This is a genomic window from Barnesiella sp. An22 (assembly GCF_002159975.1).
Classification (GTDB): Bacteria; Bacteroidota; Bacteroidia; order Bacteroidales; family Barnesiellaceae; genus Barnesiella; species Barnesiella merdigallinarum.
This window is the reverse complement of record NZ_NFJR01000001.1, coordinates 321419-344756: the sequence shown is the minus strand read 5'-3', so window position 1 is coordinate 344756 and position 23338 is coordinate 321419. Positions and strand designations below refer to the sequence as shown.

Genomic DNA, 23338 nt, shown 5'->3' with positions numbered 1-23338 from the left:
GTAGTATCACTTTAATCGTAGTATGTAAGAGAGTAGTAGTCTATGCCTCAACAAGAGTCGCGGGTCAAAAAGCCTTTGTAATCTTTCAAAAAGCGATGAATAATAAAAGAATTGTAAAGAATACCTTGTTTTTGTATATAAGAATGTTTCTGTTAATGGGGATTTCTTTATATACATCAAGACTTGTTCTTAATACATTGGGGTTTGAAGATTATGGTATATATAATATAGTAGGAGGTGTTATTGTTTTATTTGGCTTCATCAGTAGTGCCCTAACAGGGGCAACTCGTCGATTCTTAAATTTTAGTTTAGGAAAACAGAACGAGTTAGAAACAAGAAATACATTTTCTGTTTGTTTCTCTATTCATGTATTGATTGCTATATTGATTTTTATATTAAGCGAAACGATAGGGCTTTGGTTCCTTAATACATATTTGAATATTCCTGAGAATCGTTTATATGCAGCGAACTGGGTATACCAGTTGAGTATAGTATCAACGTGTATAGGTATTATAGGAATTCCATTTGATTCTACTATTGTTGCTTATGAAAAAATGTCTATTTATGCATACATTTCAATAATAGAGGGATTCTTAAAGCTTCTAATTGTTTTTTTGCTGATTGCTTCTCCCTTTGATAAATTGATTTATTATGCAAGTTTAATATTGGTTATTAGTATATTAATAAGTGGAGTTAAATGGTTCTATTGTATTAAGGAGTTTCCTATATGTCAGATAAAATTAAATTTTGAAGGTAAAGCGTTTAAAGAAATATTATCTTTTTCTGGCTGGAGTTTATTTGGGCAAATAGCATATATAGGTTCTACGACGGGGCTAAATATGATTATAAATATATTTTTTGGTGTCATTTTGAATGCGGCAATGGGAATTGCTCAGCAAGTAAATAGTGCAGTTTATAATTTCGTTTCGAATTTTCAAGTTGCATTTAATCCTCAATTAGTGCAATCGTATTCCTCTGGAGATATGGAAGCCCATAGAAGATTAATATCAAGATCTTCAAGATTATCATATTATTTATTATTTATTATTGCTCTTCCTATACTGGTTAATACGAATTTCATTTTACAGATATGGTTGACAGATGTTCCTGATAAGACGACTATTTTCACCCAATTAATAATAATATTCTCATTAATAGAGGCTATAGGAGCTCCTTTATGGATGTCTATGCAGGCAATAGGCCGAATTAAAATATATCAAATAATAATTAGTTCTATAAATATACTAAACCTTCCGTTTGCATATTTGAGTCTTAAATATCAATCATCGGCAGAATCCATATTTTATATAAAGATTGTATTGGGTATAATAATGTATATTTTTAGAATTTTATATGTCCTACCTAAGATTCAATATTCAATTGTAAAATATATAAGAGGCGTTTTATTCCCTTCTTTGTCTGTTACGATTATTTCGGGATTAGGAGTATATATTGTTTCTTTATATACAGTAGAATTATATAAATTTATTTTTACTACAATAACATCTATTTTATTTTGTGTATTGGCAATCTATTTTATAGGGATTAATAAAGAGGAAAGGAATACAATTTTTAATATATTGATGAAGTGATGAATAATATTATATCTATATTTGATACAAGTATTGCTGCCTATAATTCAGGTAATCAAGTGATTATGGAGTCTGTTGATCGAGCAATAGAGACTTTGTTTCCTGAAGATTTTTTGATAAAACTCCCGGTGGAGGATATAAAGGCTAATACTCGACGATACAATTCAATGAGTAAGATTTCGTTTATTGGGGGAACAAATATACTGAATTCTGATATTAGAAAGTATAGACAAATGGATTTCTCTTTGCACAATATATTGTTGCTGAAAAATATAGTACTTCTTGGGTGTGGTTGGTTTCAATATGAAGAGAGGGTGGTTAGTAAATATACTCAATGGGCTTTCAATAGGATACTTTCTCATAGATATATTCATTCAGTAAGGGATTATTATACTCAACAGAAATTGGAGTCAATAGGAATAAAGTCAATAAATACAGGTTGTCCTACATTGTGGAATTTAACAAATGAGTTTGTAAAAGATATTCCTAAGGTGAAGCCTAATCGAGTGGTGCTTACATTGACTGATTATAATCGGAATAAAGAACGGGATCAATTGATAATAGAAAGTTGTTTGAGTACATATAATGAAATATATTATTTCCCTCAGGGAACAGGTGATATTAATTATTTAAAAGAATTGGGCTATTTCAATAAGGTAGTATTACTATCTCCACAATTGTTGTATTTCAATAAAATATTGCAGCAAAAAGATATTGATTATGTGGGTACTCGGCTTCATACAGGAATTAGGGCTTTACAGATGGGAATGCGTAGTTTTATAGTTGGTATTGATAATCGAGCTGTCGAGATGGGAAGAGATTTTTCTCTTCCTGTTGTCCAGATAGATGAAATTCGGAATCTACCTGCAATATTGAATCAACCATATATATTAAAGTTGAATATCCCGTTTGAGAATATAGATATTTGGAAATCTCAATTTAGATCTATATGAGAGTTGTTCATATTTCATTTTCAGATAGTGGAGGAGCAGGTTTAGCCGCTTTAAGGTTGCATGAGGCTTTATTGGAGTTTGGGGTAGAATCATATTTACTTTGCTTTCATAAACAAAGTCGTAGTGTTCCTAACGTCATTTGCATTAGAAAGCCTCTCTATATAAAATTTTTAGAGAAATTGCCCATTCGATTTAGAAATAATAAATATATAAGATTTATAGATTTACATGGAAAGGATTATGAATGCCTTTCGTTCCCTGAAGCGTACGATTGTATTAGTCAGCATCCCATGATAAAGAAAGCAGATGTCATAAATTTACATTGGGTAGGGAGTACTTTGAATTATAAGTCTTTTTTCCAGAAGGTTCAGAAGCCTATCATTTGGACTCTACATGATATGAATCCATTTTTAGGATTTGCTCATTATATGGGTGATATCCAGAGAAATCCATTAGATCTAAATTTAGAACAAAGAATTGCTCAAAAAAAAGCAAAATGGATTTCTCATTCTTCTCATTTAGAGATTGTTTGTCTTTGTAATTGGATGAAACATTATTCGATGCAGTCAGATTCATTTAGACAGTATCCGCAGCATATTATACGAAATAGTGTAAATACACAGATATATAAATTATACAATAAAAATTACATTCGCTCTATTTTTAATATTCCTAATGATAAATATATTTTTCTATTCGTGAGTCAGAGCGTTTCAAATCCAAGGAAAGGCTTTGATATTTTATTGGAAGCTATAAAAGATTTGGATAATTCCTGTTATCTGATGGTGGTTGGAAAAACTGTTGATATTGATACGAAAGCTAATATCCGCTTCTTTCAAACTATACATGATGAGCAATTAATGGCTTTAATTTATTCTGCTGCAGATGCTTTTATTTTACCTAGTAGAGAAGATAATTTGCCGAATACCATGTTGGAGTCTTTATGTTGTGGAACGCCTGTAATAACAATGCCGACGGGTGGGATGGTGGATATTATAGAGGATGGGATAAATGGGATAATGGCAAAATCTATAGATACAGAATCTTTAAAAGATGCTATACATCAGTTTATTGAACAATTTTATAATTTTGATAATGAGAAGATATCCCGAATTGCACATAAATTTTTCTCTCCAGAAAGACAAGCAAAAGAGTATTATATGTTATATCAAAGTATAATAAAAAATAAGTAAATGAGAGTTCTTAATTGGATTCTATCTATGAGATATCTTCCTCATGTGATAGTGTATTATTTGCAGTCTAAGAAGAATTTAGAACTTCTTAATTATGAGAGAGACTTATGGCTTGAAAGGAATCGATTTAAGAAATATGGAGTCCGAGGCTTTTTGTTTCTTCTGAATATATTCCCAGAGTACCGTAGTTTGTTTTATTATAGAACAAATTGTAAGATCCTCTCTCTCTTTGCTAAAGGGCAAACAAATTTATATTTTCATACGCCCTCATCAAAAATAGGGAAAGGGTTAGTTATATGGCATGGGTATTCAACCGTGATTAATGCAGAGTCAATAGGAGAGAATTGTCAAATATGGCATTTAACAACGATTGGAAAAAAAACAACATTACCGCAGAATGATAAACCTGTTATTGAAGATAATGTATCTATTTCTACAGGAGCTATTGTTATTGGAAATATTAGGATAGGATCTAATTCCGTTATTGGAGCTGGGAGTACAGTTGTACATGATGTGCCTGAGAATAGTGTTGTTATAGGGGTTGCGGCTTCTGTTTATAAAAAATAGCATTTATGAAATTATCGATTATAACAATAAATTATAATAATGGTCAAGGGTTAGAAGAAACGATTGTCAGTGTAATCAATCAAACATATCGAGATTTTCAATATATAGTCATTGACGGGAACTCAACAGATGGTAGTCGGGATGTCCTTGAAAAGTATGATAAATATATTGATAAATGGATCTCGGAACCTGATTCGGGAATATATAATGCAATGAATAAAGGAGCTTATTTTGCGAATGGCGAATATTTGTTGTTTCTAAATTCAGGAGATTATCTGTATAATAAAAATTCACTTGAGAATTTGTTTAAAAATAACTTCCATGAGGACATTGTAAGCTGTTCATTGTATACATATTCTAAGAAAAATATATGTGTACAAACTCCTCCTCGGAAGATATCTCTGTATACATTCATAGATGGTTCGTCTTTAGCTCATCCTTCTACGTTAATATCAAAGAAGATCTTTTTACAGGTTGGCGGATATAATGAAGATTCTAAAATTGTATCAGATTGGATATTCTTTATAGAGGCATTAATCATAAATAATTGTAGTTATATCTCATTCCCTAAAATCATTTTGTCTTCATTTAATTGTTTTGGTGTTAGTTCTACATCAACAGAGCAAAGATTATTGGAGGTCCAAAAATATTTGGGGGGTAAATTCCCACGCATTATAGAAGATTACATGTCGTTAAAAGAGGAATTCATTAGCAATAGTATATATTGGATTGTTTCAAGGTCCAATTTCTTTAAATTCTTATTGATTGTACCATTTAAAATAATAAATAGAGTTTTGAGATTAAGAAATTATTTAGGGAAAAGAGTAGGAATTTATTTTATAAAGTCATGACCATTCTTGTTTGCATACCTTGCTTATTGACGGGAGGGACAGAGATACAGACGTTGAATCTCGTTCAGGCACTGGTAGCCGGAGGGCATCGGGTGGTGACTGTTTGCTATTTTGAGTATAGCGATGATATGGTCGCCCGGTTTCGTTGGTCGGGCAGTGATGTCGTATGCCTCAGCTCGACCGGTGTGCGGGTTGGGGGCTGGCGAGGAATCGTGTTTCTTTATAAAGGTCTGCGAAAGGTATTGAAACGATATAAGCCCGATGTAGCTCATGTGCAATATATGGCGCCTGGGGCTATTCCTATTTTGCTTTTGCGATTATTGGGGCTTCGGCAAATTATAGCTACGGCCCACACGGCAGCTGATATATATCCCAATCTGCGATTGGTCCATTTCATTCAGCGATATTGCGTGAGAGCATTTACTTGCATTACCGAGTTGGCTGAGCAATCGTTCTTCGGTTCTTCGCAGCTATATAGTGAGGATACTCCATTGAAACGGCGTAATCACTTTACGATTTACAATGCTCTCCCTGCTGGATTTTCGATTCGGCGGGAGACTCGTAGTTTTAGTCAACCTATAACATTAGGTGTTGTCAGTCGATTGGAAGAGATTAAGGGTATGGATTTAGTGGTTCCGGCTTTGGCGCGGGTAAGAGCAAAATATCCCGATACTTGCTTGATTGTAGTGGGTGATGGTTCATTACGAACACGAATGCTGCAGCAGGCGCAAGAGTTTGGTTGTGTTGATGGCATTGAATGGGCCGGACGACAGCCTCAGGAGAAACTGTCTGATTGGTACGGTCGTATGGATATTGTGCTGATGCCTTCGCGCAGTGAAGGATTTGGACTCACTGCTATCGAAGCGATGGCTAACGGGTGTGTGGTGGTGGCATCTCGCACAGGTGGTCTTCCCGAAGTTGTACGCGATCAAGAAGTGGGGCTGCTGCATGCTCCTGAATCTATCGACGATATGGCCGATAAAATAGGTTCGTTGGAGGGTGATATAACCCTTTTGCAGCACTATTCAGAGGCGGCTATGGCGTATGTGGGGCAATATAGCTTCGAACGATATTCTCAGTTGTTTAACGATTTGTATAAGCGGTTGATACCGTTGAATAGATAAATATGTATCTACTCAATTATCTATATTTCTTGATAATCACCTTGGTCGGGTTAAAGTTCCTGACAATGAAGCAGGGCGTGATGACCAACCCGTTGAATCGGGAGCAGAAGATGGTGATGGATGGACCCGAGATGTTTTGGGTACTGACCTTTTCGACCGGATTGTTGGCTTTTTCTGCGCCTGGGGCATTGGATTTGATGGCCATTCGCCTGATGGTTTTGGAGGTGTTTTGCTTAGTAGGGCTGTTCATTTGTAAACGATCTCCTCAATGGAGCCCAGCCATTATATTTTATCTGATTTATATTATCTGGTTAGTGATAGGTTTGAGTTATACCCCAGCTCCCGGATATGGATTCCGGGTTATTCTGAAGTATCTCTATCCGCTACTTATTATGTTGTTTGCTTCGACTGCAGTGCGTGATAAGGAGGTATTCCTTAAGGCTGGGATAGGGGCTCGTATAGTGGCTTTAATATCTATCGGTGTATTTTTTATTCCATATGTAGGCCGTCTTTTCCCGGGAGTATTCTGGTATGGTACAGCTAGTGCTATCAATTATATATCCATGTGTGTGTTCTCTTTAGCTCTGTTTTATTATACACGGGAGAAGAGAAAGAATCTTTTGCTTTGTATTCTATTTATGCTCCCTTGTATATTGTGGGTATTCCGTACCAGTATTATGGGAACGACATTGGCTCTGATGACCTTCTTCTTTTTTAAGTATAGATTGAAATCTTTGCCTGTAATATTTTCGGTATTTATCTTGTTTATTGTGGCTGTATTTGCTATCCCTTCTGTGCGAGAGAAAATGTTTTATGATGATAGTGGAAAGGGGATAGAGCAACTGAATTCGGGACAAATATCGATGGATGATATTAATAGTAATGGGCGTTTTGCTATGTGGAAATGGACTTTAGATAAGTTTTTCTATAATCAGGAACTTACAGGTGCAGGCACGGGAAATTTGCAAGAAGTATTTTACTCATTGCGACATCCATTCGGAACTATAAAAATTTGTCATAACGATTATGTACAGATTTTGTGTGATAATGGTTTGATTGGGATTGTACTTTTCGGAGGAAGTTTTTTAGCTCTGATTTTTCACTGCTTTATTGTTTTTCAAAATCGACGTTACGATACGGCGATACATCTTTGTGCTATTGTGGCGGGAGCATCAGCGGCGGGTACATTATTGACCATGTACACCGATAATGTAGTTAACTATACTATGGCCACACTATCTTACCCTTGTGGCTTTTATGGAATGATGTTGGGCTTGATTGCCGGATATAAACGAGGTTAGAAATATGTTGTTTAATACGTTTGAATATTTATTCTTTTTTTGTATTGTATTTTTGTTATTTGTAAGTACTAACAACAAGAATACCTTGAAGTTAAGGAATTTGTTTCTCTTAACAGCATCATATTATTTTTATGCTCAGTTACATAGCTGGTTTGTTATATTGCTGATATATACAACTGTAGTCAATTACTTTTGCGGGTCGTGGATTGCACGAGATCAGCAACAAGGGAAAAGCGGAAAGAGATTTGTAACTACAGCCATTGTACTGTCCATAGCTCAGTTGGTATTTTTCAAATATGCCTATTTGGCCAATCCGACTATTTTATTACCCGTAGGATTGTCCTTTTTTACGTTTCAAGCATTGTCATACAGTATAGATATATATCGGAAGAAAATAGAACCAGAAAAGAATGTGGTAGATATAGCCTTATTTATTGCATTTTTCCCCACATTACTATCTGGTCCCATAGAGAGAGCTCGTAATTTAATTCCTCAACTGAAAGAAAAAACTTCTGTTAGTTGGGATAACTTTAAGGGAGGTGCAGGCCTTTTTATTTGGGGGGTATTCAAAAAAGTGGTTATAGCAGATCGTTTGGCTGAATATGTCAATGCGGTTTATTTTTCTCCAGAATCTCACTCGGGCAGTACATTGGCTCTTGCTGCCTTGTTTTACAGTTTCCAGATATATTGCGATTTTAGTGGATACGCCGATATGGCTATTGGTTCTGGCCGTGTTATGGGATTTAAGATTATGCAGAATTTCAATTTTCCGTATTGTGTCAATACGTTCAAGGAGTTTTGGCGTCGGTGGCATATCTCGTTGACATCTTGGTTCACAGAATATGTATATATATCATTGGGCGGAAATCGTGTTAGTCAAGCTCGATGGATATTGAATATTTCGTTGGTTTTCCTGTTGAGTGGAATTTGGCATGGCGCGACTTGGTCTTTTGTTCTATGGGGCGCAATGCACGCAGTTTTTTATTTGGTTGAGCGTTTTTGGGGCCCAAAGAGACCGAATATCCTATATCACTTGTTGGTGTTTGTGATGATTACATTTGCATGGATATTTTTCCGGATAGAAAACAGTGTAGAGGCGTGGCACGTAGTAACGCGTATTTGTAGCGACATCATTTCGCCTGTCTATTGGGGTAGTTCTACATTTAGTACATTACTTACCATGCTTTTATTGGGGATATTCATGTTGCGAGAATATTTAATGTACAGAAATATACTTCCTCAAAAATCTGCTTGGGAATATCTTTTCCTTTTACTCGCAATAGGTCTGTTTGGTGTTTCAAGTGATCAATTTGTCTATTTCCAATTTTAATTATTCATGAAGCGAAGAATATTATCCATATTGCTCTTTGTGCTTGTGTTCATAGGTCTTGACCGAGGAATAGGGTGGCTATTGAATAATGGATTGAATCGTTATTTTGGGCTTAATCAACATTCTGAAGTTTTATTGATAGGCCATTCTCATTTAATGTTAGCCGTCGATAAATCCAATTTTGAGAGAGGCATAGGACTTTCGGTCTCGAAGTATTGCCGGGAGGGTGTAAATGTTGCCGATCGTTACGAAATGGTAAAACAATATTTATCTTCTCCATATAGCGATTCGTTACAGGTTGTGCTTTATGGGGTAGATCAATTTATGTTTACGGGGGCTGGATTAAGTAAAAATTCATACAAATTGTTCTATCCATTTATTGATGAAGAGAATATGAATGAATATATAAAAGAGTCGGCTGATTTTTCAGATTATTGGGTTCATAAACTTATTTGTACTTCTCGATATTCCGATGCTCTTATCAATAGTGCTATACGAGGGTATCGATATGATTGGCGCAATTATAAAGTAGGATATCTTGATGTGGAAGTTTTGAAAGAACAAATTAGAAAAGGACAACAGCGACATATTCACTTTGAGCAAGATTTGATAGATTACTTTGAGAAAACATTGGAACTTATTACACGAAAAGGGATTAAGGTGATATTGGTTAATACGCCGATTGCTGCTCCATTGAATGAATATGAACCGGAACAGTATCAGAAAATTATTTCATATTTTCGTGAGAAAGCCGCTTCATCACCATTGATTTATTATTGGGATTTTAATCCTCAATTTTCTACGCAATATGAATTATTCTTTGACCCGATACATCTTAATTCTGGAGGACAAAAGGTAATCAATGCTGAAATTACAAAAAAGTTCAATAAAGAAATAGAACAATGATATCAGTAGTTATTCCTTTATACAACAAAGAGAAACAGATTGCTCATACTTTACAATCTGTTTTTAAGCAGACTTTTCAGGATTTTGAAGTCGTGGTAGTCGACGATGGATCTACTGATAGTAGTGTAGCTGAGGTGGAGAAATTCAGCGATTCTCGCATTCGACTGATTCACCAAAAGAATGCAGGCGTAGCGGCTGCTCGAAACCGGGGTATTGAGGAGGCTAAAGGTGATTTGATAGCATTTTTGGATGCTGATGATGAGTGGAAGCCGGAGTATTTGGTTACCCAGTATCTCCTTTCTCAAAAATATCCTCATTGTCTTATCTATGCTTGTAATTATGAGTTCCAAAATCTGGAGGGGAAAGTGACTCCAACGATTATTCGGAAGCTACCATTTACGGGAGAAGATGGAATCCTTTCTAATTATTTTGAGATGGCCAGTTGCTCACATCCTCCTTTATGGACTTCTGCAGTTATGGTGAAAACACAGGCTATACAGGCAATAGGTGGATTCCCGTTAGGAATTAAATCGGGAGAGGATTTATTGACTTGGGCAAGATTGGCTGTGAAAGGAGAAATTGCCTATTCAAAAGAAGTAGAAGCTATCTATAATTTAGGAGAAGGTTATGTGTTGACAAATTTACCACCTCGTCGGCAAGATAAAGGTGATCCGGTAGGAAAAGAATTGGTAAAATTGTTATCTGTTTATCCGGGAAAAATGGCGTTGAAAAGGTATATTTCTCATTGGCATAAGATGAGAGCTTCTGTAGCTATTCGTTATGGGGAGAAAATAGAAACAATGAAAGAGGTCTTAAGATCATTGTTTTACTATCCATTTAATATGAAGGTGATACCTTTTTTCTTTTTGGCAATGCTCCCTAAGATGGTTCGATTATTTATTATTCGGCAGTATTGATATGAATAGAATTCTTTTTTATCTATTGCGATTATTAGCCTTTATAAGTCGTAGTATTTGTGCTAAGTGGTATATGCCTTTGATTATGAAGGCACATAAAAGAGTTGGTGTTGAATTTATAGGGGCTCCAGAATATATACATTATGATGCTTTCCTAGATGCTAATCCTGGAAACGGAGGCCGTTTGGTTATAGGAAATGGTTGTGTTATATCAACAAAGACAGTAATCTTAACTCATGATTGGTCTTTTTTAATTGGAATGCGAGCTATTAACGCTGAAGATATTGGTTTTAATGATATGGCATTCAAATCGGTAACTATTGGAGAGCATAGTTTTATTGGTGCCGGTGCTATTGTATTGCCAGGGACAAAGATCGGCAAATATTGTATAATAGGAGCAGGAGCTGTGATTAAAGGAAATATAGAAGATTATTCTATTATGATTGGAAATCCAGCGAAGAAATATGCAGATGTTCGAGAATGGGGAGAACATTTGATAAGCAAATATGACAGATGAAGATTCTTCTGGTACATAACAATTACGGGAAATATAGTGGTGAGGAGGCTGTTGTTGATAAGATGGCGGCGATGCTTTCTACTCATGGTCATGAGGTGGCGTTTTATCGTCGAACGACCGAGGGGGTGAGAGAGTCGGCGGGCGGCAAGGTGGCCGGCTTTCTGTCAGGTATCTATTCTCCTTCAGGGGTGCGGGGGATGCGAGAGGTTTTGCGCCAGGAGCGCCCTGATGTGGTGAATGTGCATAATCTTTATCCCTTTATTAGTCCGGCGGCTCTCTTTGAGTGTAAAAAGGCTGGGGTACCGGTGGTGATGACGATTCACAACTTTCGATTGATTTGTCCTACGGGCTTGTTCATGCGCGATGGTATGCCTTGTGAGACTTGTTTGGAACGGGGGAATGAGTGGAGCTGTGTGCGATATAACTGCGAACATAGTCGGTTGAAATCGCTGGGATATACCCTTCGCAATGTCTATGCCCGTTGGACGGGGGCTTATCAGAAGAATGTCGATGCGTATGCCTGTATTACCGATTTTCAAAGGCAGAAATTGATTGCAGCCGGGTATGATGCGCAGAAGATACGAGTGATACCTAATAGTGTAGATGCTCCTGTATCTTATGAGTCGACCGAGGGTGCGTATGTCGCTTATATTGGTCGGTTGAGTTACGAAAAAGGATATGATCTGTTGGTAGAGGTGGCCCGTCGGAATCCGACGATCCAGTTCCGATTCGCTGGAGCCAAACGTGAACAAACCGATATTGAGATTCCCGATAATGTGCAATTTATGGGGTATCTACAAAAAGCGGAGTTGGCAGATTTTATTCATCAAGCTCGTTTTGTGGTGATGCCCAGTCGTTGCTACGAAGGCTTTCCCATGGCCATTCTCGAGGCTGCCTGCTATGGTAAGCCTACAATCGGACCAGCTCATGGGGGATTTACCGAAATTATTGGTCGAGGAGATTCGGCTATTGGTAAATTGTTCGAGCCTAATAATCTCGACGATTTGGAACGGCAAATCGTTTCGTTGTGGCATGCTCCCGATGAAATAGCTCGGTTAGGTCAGATGGCTTTCGAAAAGTTACAATGTGAATACTCATCGGAGGTAATTTATAAGAAGTGGGATAGATTATTTCAAGAATTGATATAATTATTATGTCGGATTTTAATCAAAATATTCAACCAAAACGGAGATTGCTTATTATAGATCTGATGCAAGGCATTGCCATGCTTTGGGTTGTAGTAGGCCATCACTTATTGGCATTTATGCCTCCAGTATATGGTTCTATCCACTACTATATCTATTCATTCCATATGCCATTTTTTATATTTATATCGAGTTTTTTGATTGCATATTCGTATAAATCACAGGCATATAGTACATATACATATCGAAAGTTCCATAAATTTTTTATTCCTTATGTGTTAATTGGTGTAGTGGTTACTTTGTTGTCTGCCATGCAAAAAGGATGGAATACTGTATCGATGAATCTTCTTGATCTATTGGTTTCTCCCAAACAATCGGATGCGACATTTTTATGGTATATCTATTTGTTATTCTTTTTATATGCTCTTTATCCTTTATGTTTTAAAATAAGAATGAAATATAAGGGCTATTTTGAACTGTTGATGTTATTGGTAAGTGGGTATTTTTATTTGAATCCAGTGTCGACACCGATATTTTGTTTGGACTATTTGACTGGGTATTTGTTGTTTTATATCTTAGGGATAATGGCGGCTTGGTATTTCCCATTTTTAGAAAAACAATTATCCTTGTTGAAAGTATTAGGATTATTTAGTTTGATAGCATTTATTGTGCTAACAATTTTTGCTTTTGTTTATCCGGACCGATTTATTTATATTGGGTTGTGCTTTGTGGCTATTCCAGCGATGTATGGTTTATCTTTTATCTTGAGACAGATAAGATTTGCCGCAAATGCATTGGTAAGTATTTCAAAAAATTGTTTTCATATTTATTTGCTGCATATGTTCTTTATTCAAGGCATAGCTATGATATTTATGAAATTATATACACATCGAATAGAGAGTTTAGGATTGATGTTTGTATATTTAGTATTTTCTACTGTTTTTTCGATGGTTGGATCAATAGTAGTTTTTAGAGGATATAATAAACTTAAATTGACTATAACAAGGGAAAAAGTATAATTATGATACAACAAATTAGGGGGAGCAAAAATCGTGCCAAACTCGAATTATAGGACTGGATTTAATTCGTAGTTTTGCCATTCTGTTTGTGATATCTGGGCACTTTTGGTTGAATACCCCATTTAAGAATACAATTTTTGAAGGAACAGCATTGTTTATCCAGTCAATCTTTCGTATGTTTTTTGGAATTGGTGTTCCTCTTTTCCTTTTGTTGACAGGTTATTTGAATACGAATAAGATCGTATCGAAGCGATATTACAAGGGTTGTATACGGGTATTGGTTGCCTACCTCTTCTTTTCGATCATAACGATTCTGTTTCGTAAGTATTATTTGCACGAAGATTTGTCGTGGTTGAAGTGGATTCTAAAGATATTCGATTTTTCGGCAATACCTTATGCCTGGTACATCGAGATGTGGATAGGGTTGTTTTTGTTGATCCCTTTCTTGAATATGATGTACAAGGCGATACCTACTCAGCGACAAAAACAGATTTTGATATTGACTCTATATGTGATGACCGCCTTGCCCGATTTGTTTAATCGATATGGATTGCATCTGGTTCCTGGCTTTTGGGCATCGTGCTATCCGTTGACATTCTTCTTTGCTGGTTCGTATATTCACGAGTATAGACCTCGGGTAGATAGTTGGAAGTTGTGGCTGATAATGTTATTGTTGTGTATGATCAATCCGGTATTTAATGTGTTGTTTGTTCACAATCATACACTTATTCAAATAGCCGGTGGCCCTTGGGGAGTATTCGGGACAGTTGTGGCAATAGCCTTTTTCTTGTTGTTCTATCAGACCGATTTCAAGTCGCTGGTGTTGCGTAAAAGTTTGACTAAGATTTCGCTGTTGTCGCTCGATATGTATCTTTGTTGTTATATATTCGATGCGTTGGTCTATCCCTATTTCATGGATCGCTATTTTGTCAGTCAGTCGCAGTTTGGAATCTATTTCTTTATAATAGTGCCTATCCTTTTCGCCGGCTCCTTTGTGATGGCATGGGCAAAGGATATACTGTTCCGTTGGTTGAAGATTGCGTGAACGAGAGATAAGGGACATAAGGATATAAGTTCGGATTATTATCTTGGTAATTAAATAGATATTTTTAAGAAATAAGGTATAATTCACTTGAATATCGAGTGGAGCGAATATCTGTTCACTCGATTTCATCCAAAAGAGACGAGATTGTTTTGTAGTCGGGATTAGGGGAGTCTCGACGGTAACTTTACACATCATTTTTTATGGAGAAGTATTTCAACATCAGGTACGAGTTCGACAAGCATGCAGTTTTTCGGGCTATCGACGAGGCGTTGTTAATGAAGAAGCCAGGGTATATTTGTGTATCCGACGGTGTGATTCTGGCCACGGTAAATCGCGACCCGGCTTATTGTCAGGTGGTAGACGGGTCGATGTTCTCGATTTGCGACAGCGGTTATGTGCCGTTGTATTTGCGATGGATCTATGGTATCGAGCGCAAGCAATACTGCGGTAGCGAGATTTTCATGGATATCATTCATCAGCGGCGCTATCGCATGGCCTTTCTGGGTACTACACAGCAGACACTGGACGGGCTGAAACGTCATTTGTCAGAGATTGACCCGCGCATCAACGACATGTGGTTCTACTCATTGCCCTACAAGGCGGTTGACGATTTTGACTATCCGGCCATTGCCCAGATGCTGGAGAAAGATCGTGCCGAGATTATCTGGATAGCACTGGGGGCTCCCAAGCAAGAGATTTTTATGAGCAAGCTGAAGCCTTACCTGAAGAGTGGGGTGATGATTGCCGTGGGAGCTGCTTTTAAATTTTACAGCGGTACCGATGTGAACCGGGCGCCCTATTGGATGGTGCGGGTCCACCTCGAGTTCCTGCATCGCATCTATTGCGAGCCCAAGAAGCAGTTGCGTCGTTGCTGGCTGATTATCGAGTCGTTGCCCAAGTTGCTCGTTCAGGAGTGGAATCGTAAGCGCCGGCGCAAGAAGTTGCCGGGCAAGGTCGAATAATTCATATATTTATTTGATTATAGAATTGACGAAAGTTGTTGTTATATTTGGAATTGAATATTTTTGTAAAATTGTATAAAAAGGTAATTTAGGAATTAAAACTGTTATGAAAAAAGCATTGATTACCGGTATTACCGGTCAAGACGGATCGTTCTTGGCAGAGTTCCTGCTGGAAAAGGGTTATGACGTGCACGGAACCATTCGTCGCTCGTCGGTCGATTATCGTGAGCGTATCGCCCACCTGGAGGGCCGTCCGCATTTCCACCTGCATTATGCCGACTTGGGCGACTCGATGAGTCTGATTCAGGTCGTAGGCAAAGTGCGCCCCGACGAGATTTACAATCTGGCCGCCCAGAGCCATGTACAGGTGTCGTTTGATGCTCCCGAGTTCACGGCCGATGTCGACGCTACAGGCGTATTGCGTATTCTGGAGGCCGTTCGCCAATGCGGATTGGCCGAGACCTGTCGCATCTATCAGGCTTCGACTTCCGAGTTGTATGGCAAGGTAGAGCAGGTGCCTCAGAACGAGCAGACTCCGTTCCACCCGTATAGCCCGTATGCCGTAGCCAAGCTGTATGGATACTGGATTGTGAAGGAGTATCGCGAGGCTTACAACATGTTCTGCTGCTCGGGTATCCTCTTCAATCACGAGTCGGAGCGTCGTGGCGAGACCTTCGTAACCCGTAAGATTACGCTGGCTGCCGCTCGTATTGCTCAGGGTAAACAGGACAAGCTCTACCTGGGTAATCTCTCGTCGTTGCGCGACTGGGGTTATGCCAAGGATTATGTCGAGTGCATGTGGCTCATTCTGCAAAACGACAAGCCCGAAGATTTTGTGATTGCTACCGGTGTGCAGCACTCCGTTCGTGAGTTCTGTCAGTTGGCTTTCCATCACGTAGGTATCGAACTCGATTTCGTAGGCGAGGGAGAGAACGAGAAGGGCATCGACCGGGCTACCGGCCGTGTGCTCGTAGAAGTTTCGCCCGATTTCTATCGCCCGACCGACGTGGTGAACCTGTGGGGCGATCCCTCGAAGGCCAAGCGCGAGTTGGGTTGGGACCCGATGAAGACTTCGTTCGAAGAGCTCGTGAAGATTATGGTCGATGCCGATATGGCCAAGGTGGCTGTCGAGCGTGCCGGCGACGAGATTCGCATGAACCTGGCCGAATATTTGGAAAAAGGTATTGTTAAATAGGAGATATTTATCATGGAAAAAGATGCCAAGATTTATGTAGCCGGTCACCACGGTCTGGTGGGTTCGGCTATATGGAAAAACTTGCAGGACAAAGGGTATACCCATCTCATCGGCCGTTCGCACAAAGAGCTCGACCTGCTCGACGGGGTAGCCGTGAAACGCTTCTTCGACGAGGAGCAACCCGAATATGTGATTCTGGCCGCCGCTCATGTGGGGGGTATCATGGCCAACAGCATCTATCGGGCCGATTTCATCTATCAGAATTTGCAGATTCAGCAAAACGTCATCGGCGAGAGCTTCCGTCATGGCGTGAAGAAGCTGCTCTTCCTGGGCAGTACCTGCATCTATCCGCGCGATGCCCAGCAGCCGATGAAGGAGGATGCGCTGCTCACCTCGCCGCTGGAGTATACCAACGAGCCCTATGCCATTGCCAAGATTGCCGGACTGAAGATGTGCGAGAGCTTCAACCTGCAATATGGTACCAACTATATCGCCGTGATGCCCACCAACCTTTACGGGCCCAACGACAACTTCGACCTCGAGCGCAGCCATGTGCTCCCGGCTATGATTCGTAAAATACATTTGGCCAAGTGTCTGATGGAAAACGATTGGGAGGCTGTGCGCAAAGACCTCTCGTTGCGACCTGTCGAGGGCGTAGACGGTAAAGTTACCAACGAGGCTATCCTTGCCGTGCTGGCCAAGTATGGCATCTATCCCGACCGGGTAGAGCTGTGGGGTACGGGCAAACCGCTGCGTGAGTTTCTGTGGAGCGAGGAGATGGCCGACGCTTCGGTCTATATTCTCGAGCATGTCGATTTTGCCGATGTTAAGGGCGACAATCCCGAGGTGCGCAACTGCCACATCAACATCGGTACCGGCAAGGAGATTACCATCGCCGCTCTGGCTCATCGCATCCAGGAGGTTATCGGGTACAAGGGCGAGGTTCGCTTCAACCCTGAGAAACCCGACGGTACCATGCGCAAGCTCACCGATGTGACCAAACTGCACAACCTGGGCTGGCACCACAAAATCGAAATCGAGGAGGGCGTACAGAAGATGTACGACTGGTACACGGCCGATCATGCCGAGATGTATCGGTAATCCGTAATTCCTTTACAGTCATATAGCGACAGCCAATCGGTTCTTTCTGAATCGGTTGGCTGTCGTTGTTTTCCTGTGGCTTCCCAGTGATGGACGTCAATCGTAAGATTGCTCGTAAATCAGATTGTTCTGAGGATTATAGATACACAACTTGTTGACGACTTTACCTTGAATATCTCCCATGTGATATTCATATCGAAAGCCCTGGTTATAAAATAGATATATTTTTCCGGCAGGCTTGGCTTGAAAATTTTCACAAAAAGCATTGTAATCAAAGACTTCTCCGTCTTGGTCCCAACATTTTCTAATGCCGTTTTCAATTTGCAAGTCGGGTTTGTCATCGATTTTGCGTCCCTTATTCCAACACCTATATCGGTAATTGCCATTGGCCTGTATATCGATGATAATATGGAAGTCGTCACTATGCAAATCGAACAGGGGAGCAACCCCTTTGTCTACAAAATATTTTCCATTCCACCGGTATACCCGATGTGCTTCTGTAGCTATGGAATATTCGCCATGTGTTACGATATAAGGAAGATGTAATTCGTTCGAAACGGTATCATAAGCTATTTCATACGGCTCGGACAACTCGGCCGAGAAGATGATTTGGTCGGTTTCGTCATTGTAACCATATTCGTCCCATCTCCAATCGAGATGTGTCAATAGATGTGTCTCCTTCTTAAATATCGGAGCCGGAGCAATAGTTCCTTGGTCGGTTATCTGCAGGCCCCACAGATTCATGTAAACATGAGACCCTTGCGTGTTAAACTCTTCGCAGTCGGCAAGCATATATAGCGATTTCGAAGGCTCTATTCGGATTATCTGGGATACATATCCTTGAATGCTGTCCAGTTCCAAACAAACGACCGAATCGTTGGCCCGATATTGAAGCAAGGTGCGAGTCTCGAATCCATACGAAGGTATTCCGCCAAAGCCATATAGTTCGATGCTGTATGTTCGCATATTGCCATCGGGCGAGGTGGCTATCTCCATGGACTCTATGTTATGGTTCCTATCGGTTAATTGAGAATCCAAGGATTGAGGATTCTCTCGAATCCAATCAAAAAATTGGTCTATCGCCGTATCGGGTATGATACCTTCGTCATTCAGGGTCAATAACTGTTGAGTCTTATCGATAAACTGAGTTTCTGATTGCTGTTCCGGACGGCAGGAATTCCCGAGAATTGCCATGCAGAGCAATAGGTATACGATTTTTCTGTGATTCTTCATCAGGTATAATTTTATACTGAAAGTTTTTTTATGTCCCCGTTCTGCTTTTGATGGTACAAAGTTAGAAGTTTTTTCGGGCTGTTAAAAGAATAAGGTACTTTTCGTTGCGATCGTGTTGGCGGGCAATTCGTGAGGAAACCGGCCTAACTCCAATATAAGTAGGTTGAGCTTTTATTTCGAGGTGTTGATGTAGTGTGTGCTTATATTGATGCAGACCGCATCTGGGATATGGCGCAATCAATTCTTTCGCCGGGTCGAGCCGGCAATTCTGAAGACAGACTTGTGCTGATAGGCTTAAAGATTGCTCTATTTCATGGCATCCCGGGTCGCGAGAGGGTATAAAAAAAGAGGTATCCTCACGGACACCCCCGTCTGAAATTATAAACATCAAAAATAAAAGTTGCTTTTTTTCGATTTTATTCCAAGGTCTCGGGCCGGTTGTAGGTGAACGAGAAGTATCTGCTGGTCTTGTCGTTGCCACCGGTCGAGAAGTTCGAGCTGGCTGCCTGGTATCTCACAACCACGTTGATGTCGGTATTGACCGGATATTGCGGCAGCTTGAACGAGATGTAGTCCGAGCTTTTCGACTCCTTGATATTTCCTTTGTTGTAGACGAGATAGAGAGTATCGGTCTTGGTCTCGAAGTCGAACATCTTGGGCTGAATCAGTTCCAGCGAACCGGCTTCACCGCTTTCAACCTCGTATTTCACATAGGCAAAGGTGAGGATAGTATCGTCTTTGCGATAGTTGATAAAGGGCTCTATCGAGTAGAGCGAGGGGAGGGTATCGCTCTGGAATGCACCGAAGGCACCATTGTACAGATAGTCTTTGCAATCGAATTGATGAATACCCGAGATGGTGGCGTTATAGATGTAGTTCGACACTTGGGTACCTTGGTTGTCGAAGTCGATAGTCGTTGTGGCCAACAGGCGGTCGCCCTCTTCCCAATCTTCGCTTTGCAATTCGCTACTTGTGACCGACAGTCCGGTACGGTCGAGGTACATATACGAGGTGCCCGTATTGGTTTTGTAGATGCTGCCGGTGGTGTATACCGACAAGGTATTGCCACCTTCGCCCAGACAGCTTGAGAGGGTTAAGACGCCGCAAAGCAACGATAGAGCCGATACAAATTTCAATGCTTTCATTGTTTTCTTGTAGATTGTTTGGTTTGCTATTTTGGTAGTTAGGTTATGATTAAAATCCGGTTCTTATGCCAAAGGTCAAGCCGAAGTTGAAAGGCTTGTCCTTCCAGATATTATGTATTTCCGATTTGTTTTCGAAGTAGTAGGCCATGTAGGGTTCCAGATAGAGCTCGGTCTGCTTGTACAGCGTGAGGGCTGCGCCCAGATTGGCTTGTACTGAGAATTGCACGTTTTCGTGTTTCAGCTCCTTGTATCCCGAACCCGATATGCCCTCGTCGTATCCCTCGTCTTTCTGTCTCCCCGCCAGGTAGAAATCTACCTGTCCGCCGGCTGCCGCGTAGAACGACAGGCGCTTGATGCGGGCAAAGCGGTAGACTGCGTTGAGGGGGATACCCAGATAGTGCAGCTCTTGGCTGCCGTTGCCGTTGGTCGAACTGTATTTCGAATAGAGGTAGGTGTAGACCAATCCCGATTCCAGTTCCCAGTTTTTAGGTAAGGTCTTCGATACGGTGATACCCGCCGATATGGGCATTCTGTGCTCGAAGTGGTAGACGGGATTGCGTCGCGACAACAGCATGGGTGTCTTGGTGCGGATTGCCGTTGCCGTATTCTGGCTTTTGTCGGTAGTGGCATTAGCTGCCATCACGCCTATCTGAATGCCGGAGCCTTTTCTCTTCGTCGACTCGTCGGCCGTGAGTCCGCTCTCTTTCAGTTCCCGACCGTCGTTTTCAAACTGGTCCAGCTTGCGGCGATAGTCTGCGTCGGTGTTGTTCGATTTTTGTGCAGCGGTAGAGGAGGTAGCTGCTTCGGGTTGAGCGACAACCTGGGTTGGAGTCGTCGGATTAGCCGGTTGGGCAAGAGCTTCGTGACCCAACAACGATTGAGTTTCGGGAGCTGTTACCCTTTTGCTGTGGGCAACCCGGGGTGCCGGGTGTGTGGTTTGCGGTTGAGTAGCTGCTGCAATGAGGGGTTGCTCGCTGTCGTTTGTTGCCGGTTGTACCATCTCCACACCCTCAGTCGATAGCTGGTTGGCTATCGGGGTAACCAAAGGCTTCTCGGGCGTCTGCCACCATACGACAGCGACGACTATACCCACAGCCGCAGCGGCTGCCGAGTAGGCGATGATACGTCGGTAGAGCGGAACTCTACGGGTCGCAATCTGCGGAGCGTTCTGGGGTAACTTCGACTCGATAGCCGCCCACAAATCGCCTCTGACATCGGCTTCGTGTCCTGCCAGTTTCGATTGTATCGTCTTTTCAAATTGTCGGTCGTCTATCTGCATAGTCGTTAATACCTATTGTTCCAGTTCTTGAATCCATTTTTGAAGCAGCCTTTTGGCCCGGGTATATTGCGATCGCGAGGTGCTTTCGGTAATGTGCAGCGCCTGGGCAATCTCCCGGTGGGAGTAACCCTCGACAGCAAACATATTGAATACGGTGCGGAATCCCGGCGGTAGCTGGGCGATAAGCTCCATCAACTCGTCGGCCGATATACGGTCTACGGCCGAGTAGTCGGCCTCTTGCTGAGGTTCGAGTGCCTCCAGCTCTACTCCGTTGCGCAGCAAGTCGTTTCGGCGCAGCGCTTCCAAAGCCGTGTTCACGAAAATACGTCGCATCCAACCTTCAAAAGAACCCTCGTAGTTGTAACTCTGTATCGACGAGAAGACACGGATAAAGCCCTCTTGCAGAAAGTCTTCGGCGGTTTCTCGATTGCCGGCATAGCGCAAACATACCGACATCATTTTACGCGCAAAGGTTTCATAGAGTTGCCTTTGCGCTCGAGAGTCGTTATTTTTGCAAGCTTCTATCAACTTTTTCTCGTCCATACCGATTTTACTCGGCCCGAATAACAACTACTATTAGGTAGACGTAATTCGAGCTCTTTTTGCTGCATGAGGGTAAAAAAATAAATAGCGGTTCTTTGTTAAAGAATATTATACAAAGAACCGCTATTTCTATATTTCAGGAAATCAGGGTCTTTGGCGTCAATCCAGTTTGTGGATGATGAGACCCGATCTCAACTTCGGTTCGAACCACGTTGTTTTGGGCGGCATGATGTTGCCCGTGTCGGCGATGTCCATCAGCTGTTTCATCGAAACGGGGTAGAGAGCCAGGGCCATCTTCATCTCGCCGCTGTCGACCCGGCGTTTCAACTCTTCGAGGCCACGGATACCGCCCACGAAATCGATGCGTTTGTCGGTGCGCAGGTCGGTAATGCCCAGGATGTCGCGCAAGATGAGGTTCGACGAGATGGTGACGTCGAGTACCCCGATGGGGTCGTTGTCGTCATAGGTGCCCTCTTTGGCCGTGAGGGAGTACCATTTACCTTCGAGGTAGAGTGCAAAGTTGTGCAGTTTGGCGGGGTGATAAATCTGTTCGCCTTTCTCCTCGACGGTGAAGTGCTCTTTCAATTTCTCGATAAACTCTTGCGGAGTGAGCCCGTTCAGGTCTTTTACCACGCGGTTGTAGTCGATGATTTTCAGTTGCGAGGCCGGGAAACATACGGCCAGGAAGTAGTTGTACTCCTCGTCGCCGCGATGCTCGGGGTTCTGCTGGGCCTTCTCGTTGCCTACCAGAGCCGCTGCAGCCGTACGGTGGTGACCGTCGGCAATGTAGAGGCTGGGAATATGGGCAAAGATTTCGGTGATGCGGCCTATCGTCTTGTCGTCGTCGATGACCCAGAAGTGGTGGCCGAATCCGTCGGGGGCAATAAAGTCGTACTCGGGCGCGCGCGACGTCTCGCGTTTGATGATGGCGTCGAGCTCGTCGTTGTCGGGGTAGGCGAAGAATACCGGCTCGACGTTGGCGTTGTTGATGCGCACGTGTTTCATGCGGTCTTCCTCCTTGTCGCGGCGGGTAAGTTCGTGTTTCTTGATGACGCCCGACATGTAGTCGTCGACGTTAGCCCCCACGACCAGTCCGTACTGGGTGTGACCGTTCATCGTCTGGGCATAGATGTAGTAGTGCTCCTTGTTGTCTTGTACCAGCCACCCTTTCTGCTGGAACATGTTGAAGTTGTCTACTGCCTTGTGGTATACCTCGGGGCTGTGTTCGTCGGTACCGGGGGCAAAATCGATCTCGGGTTTGATGATGTGGTAGAGCGATTTTTCATTTCCTTGAGCCTCTTGGCGAGCCTCTTCGGAGTTTAACACATCGTAAGGGCGCGAGGCCACTTGCTCGACCAGTTCTTTCGGCGGACGTAATCCTTTGAACGGTTTAATCTTTGCCATAGTAATAAGTTTATAG

Annotated in this window: 22 protein-coding genes; 17 read left to right on the top strand and 5 right to left on the bottom strand. The window is 41.5% G+C overall.

What is annotated here, in order from left to right; translation table 11 throughout:
- The first annotated feature begins 95 nt into the window (after nt 1–95).
- From B5F38_RS01495 to B5F38_RS01415, 17 genes are all read left to right on the top strand, one after another.
- Nucleotides 96–1592, top strand: coding sequence for a hypothetical protein (locus B5F38_RS01495; protein WP_087407545.1), 1497 nt, complete (start codon nt 96–98; stop codon nt 1590–1592).
- On the top strand, nt 1592–2545 hold the full coding sequence (locus B5F38_RS01490) for a polysaccharide pyruvyl transferase family protein (RefSeq protein WP_087407544.1): 954 nt from the start codon (nt 1592–1594) through the stop codon (nt 2543–2545). Before B5F38_RS01495 ends, B5F38_RS01490 begins: the two co-directional genes overlap by 1 nt.
- Nucleotides 2542–3738, top strand: coding sequence for a glycosyltransferase (locus tag B5F38_RS01485; protein WP_087407543.1), 1197 nt, complete (start codon nt 2542–2544; stop codon nt 3736–3738). The genes B5F38_RS01490 and B5F38_RS01485 overlap by 4 nt, the downstream gene beginning before the upstream one ends.
- Nucleotides 3739–4305 (top strand): serine acetyltransferase, encoded by a 567-nt coding sequence (locus B5F38_RS01480; protein WP_087407542.1) that lies wholly within the window; start codon nt 3739–3741, stop codon nt 4303–4305.
- A 5-nt stretch (nt 4306–4310) separates the two neighbouring features.
- Nucleotides 4311–5156: a glycosyltransferase family 2 protein gene (locus B5F38_RS01475; RefSeq protein WP_087407541.1), complete on the top strand. Its 846-nt coding sequence runs from the start codon at nt 4311–4313 to the stop codon at nt 5154–5156.
- Complete coding sequence (locus tag B5F38_RS01470; RefSeq protein ID WP_087407540.1) at nt 5153–6280, top strand: glycosyltransferase family 4 protein; 1128 nt, start codon at nt 5153–5155, stop codon at nt 6278–6280. The genes B5F38_RS01475 and B5F38_RS01470 overlap by 4 nt, the downstream gene beginning before the upstream one ends.
- Nucleotides 6281–6282: 2 nt before the next feature.
- Nucleotides 6283–7581 (top strand): O-antigen ligase family protein, encoded by a 1299-nt coding sequence (locus B5F38_RS01465; RefSeq protein ID WP_087407539.1) that lies wholly within the window; start codon nt 6283–6285, stop codon nt 7579–7581.
- A 4-nt stretch (nt 7582–7585) separates the two neighbouring features.
- A complete protein-coding gene (locus tag B5F38_RS01460; protein WP_087407761.1) occupies nt 7586–8911 on the top strand; it encodes an MBOAT family O-acyltransferase in 1326 nt (441 codons plus the stop codon).
- Nucleotides 8912–8917: 6 nt separating this feature from the next.
- A complete protein-coding gene (locus B5F38_RS01455) occupies nt 8918–9817 on the top strand; it encodes an SGNH/GDSL hydrolase family protein (protein WP_087407538.1) in 900 nt (299 codons plus the stop codon).
- A complete protein-coding gene (locus B5F38_RS01450; protein ID WP_087407537.1) occupies nt 9814–10734 on the top strand; it encodes a glycosyltransferase family 2 protein in 921 nt (306 codons plus the stop codon). The genes B5F38_RS01455 and B5F38_RS01450 overlap by 4 nt, the downstream gene beginning before the upstream one ends.
- A gap of 1 nt (nt 10735) precedes the next feature.
- Entirely contained in the window at nt 10736–11251 is a 516-nt protein-coding gene (locus B5F38_RS01445) for an acyltransferase (protein WP_087407536.1), read from the top strand.
- Complete coding sequence (locus B5F38_RS01440; RefSeq protein ID WP_087407535.1) at nt 11248–12399, top strand: glycosyltransferase family 4 protein; 1152 nt, start codon at nt 11248–11250, stop codon at nt 12397–12399. Before B5F38_RS01445 ends, B5F38_RS01440 begins: the two co-directional genes overlap by 4 nt.
- A 5-nt stretch (nt 12400–12404) precedes the next feature.
- The gene (locus B5F38_RS01435; protein ID WP_087407534.1) at nt 12405–13415 is read left to right on the top strand and encodes an acyltransferase; all 1011 of its coding nucleotides are present in this window, start codon (nt 12405–12407) and stop codon (nt 13413–13415) included.
- 46 nt (nt 13416–13461) lie between these two features.
- Nucleotides 13462–14460, top strand: a complete 999-nt coding sequence (locus B5F38_RS01430; RefSeq protein WP_343210768.1) for an acyltransferase family protein — start codon at nt 13462–13464, stop codon at nt 14458–14460.
- A gap of 200 nt (nt 14461–14660) precedes the next feature.
- The gene (locus B5F38_RS01425) at nt 14661–15422 is read left to right on the top strand and encodes a WecB/TagA/CpsF family glycosyltransferase (protein ID WP_087407532.1); all 762 of its coding nucleotides are present in this window, start codon (nt 14661–14663) and stop codon (nt 15420–15422) included.
- 106 nt (nt 15423–15528) lie between these two features.
- Nucleotides 15529–16617 carry a GDP-mannose 4,6-dehydratase gene (gene gmd, locus B5F38_RS01420; protein WP_087407531.1) on the top strand — a complete coding sequence of 363 codons (1089 nt, stop codon included), beginning with the start codon at nt 15529–15531 and terminating at the stop codon, nt 16615–16617.
- Between the two features lie 12 nt (nt 16618–16629).
- The gene (locus B5F38_RS01415) at nt 16630–17718 is read left to right on the top strand and encodes a GDP-L-fucose synthase (protein ID WP_087407530.1); all 1089 of its coding nucleotides are present in this window, start codon (nt 16630–16632) and stop codon (nt 17716–17718) included.
- Nucleotides 17719–17814: 96 nt separating this feature from the next.
- On the opposite strand, the gene B5F38_RS01410 is transcribed toward B5F38_RS01415, so the two are convergent.
- From B5F38_RS01410 to B5F38_RS01390, 5 genes are all read right to left on the bottom strand, one after another.
- Nucleotides 17815–18951 carry a hypothetical protein gene (locus tag B5F38_RS01410; RefSeq protein WP_143240882.1) on the bottom strand — a complete coding sequence of 379 codons (1137 nt, stop codon included), beginning with the start codon at nt 18949–18951 and terminating at the stop codon, nt 17815–17817.
- Nucleotides 18952–19367: 416 nt separating this feature from the next.
- Nucleotides 19368–20096: a hypothetical protein gene (locus tag B5F38_RS01405; protein WP_087407528.1), complete on the bottom strand. Its 729-nt coding sequence runs from the start codon at nt 20094–20096 to the stop codon at nt 19368–19370.
- Between the two features lie 49 nt (nt 20097–20145).
- The gene (locus tag B5F38_RS01400; RefSeq protein ID WP_087407527.1) at nt 20146–21375 is read right to left on the bottom strand and encodes a porin family protein; all 1230 of its coding nucleotides are present in this window, start codon (nt 21373–21375) and stop codon (nt 20146–20148) included.
- A 12-nt stretch (nt 21376–21387) separates the two neighbouring features.
- A complete protein-coding gene (locus B5F38_RS01395; protein ID WP_087407526.1) occupies nt 21388–21918 on the bottom strand; it encodes a sigma-70 family RNA polymerase sigma factor in 531 nt (176 codons plus the stop codon).
- Nucleotides 21919–22077: 159 nt separating this feature from the next.
- Nucleotides 22078–23322, bottom strand: coding sequence for a DUF1015 domain-containing protein (locus tag B5F38_RS01390; RefSeq protein WP_087407525.1), 1245 nt, complete (start codon nt 23320–23322; stop codon nt 22078–22080).
- Nucleotides 23323–23338 lie beyond the last annotated feature (16 nt).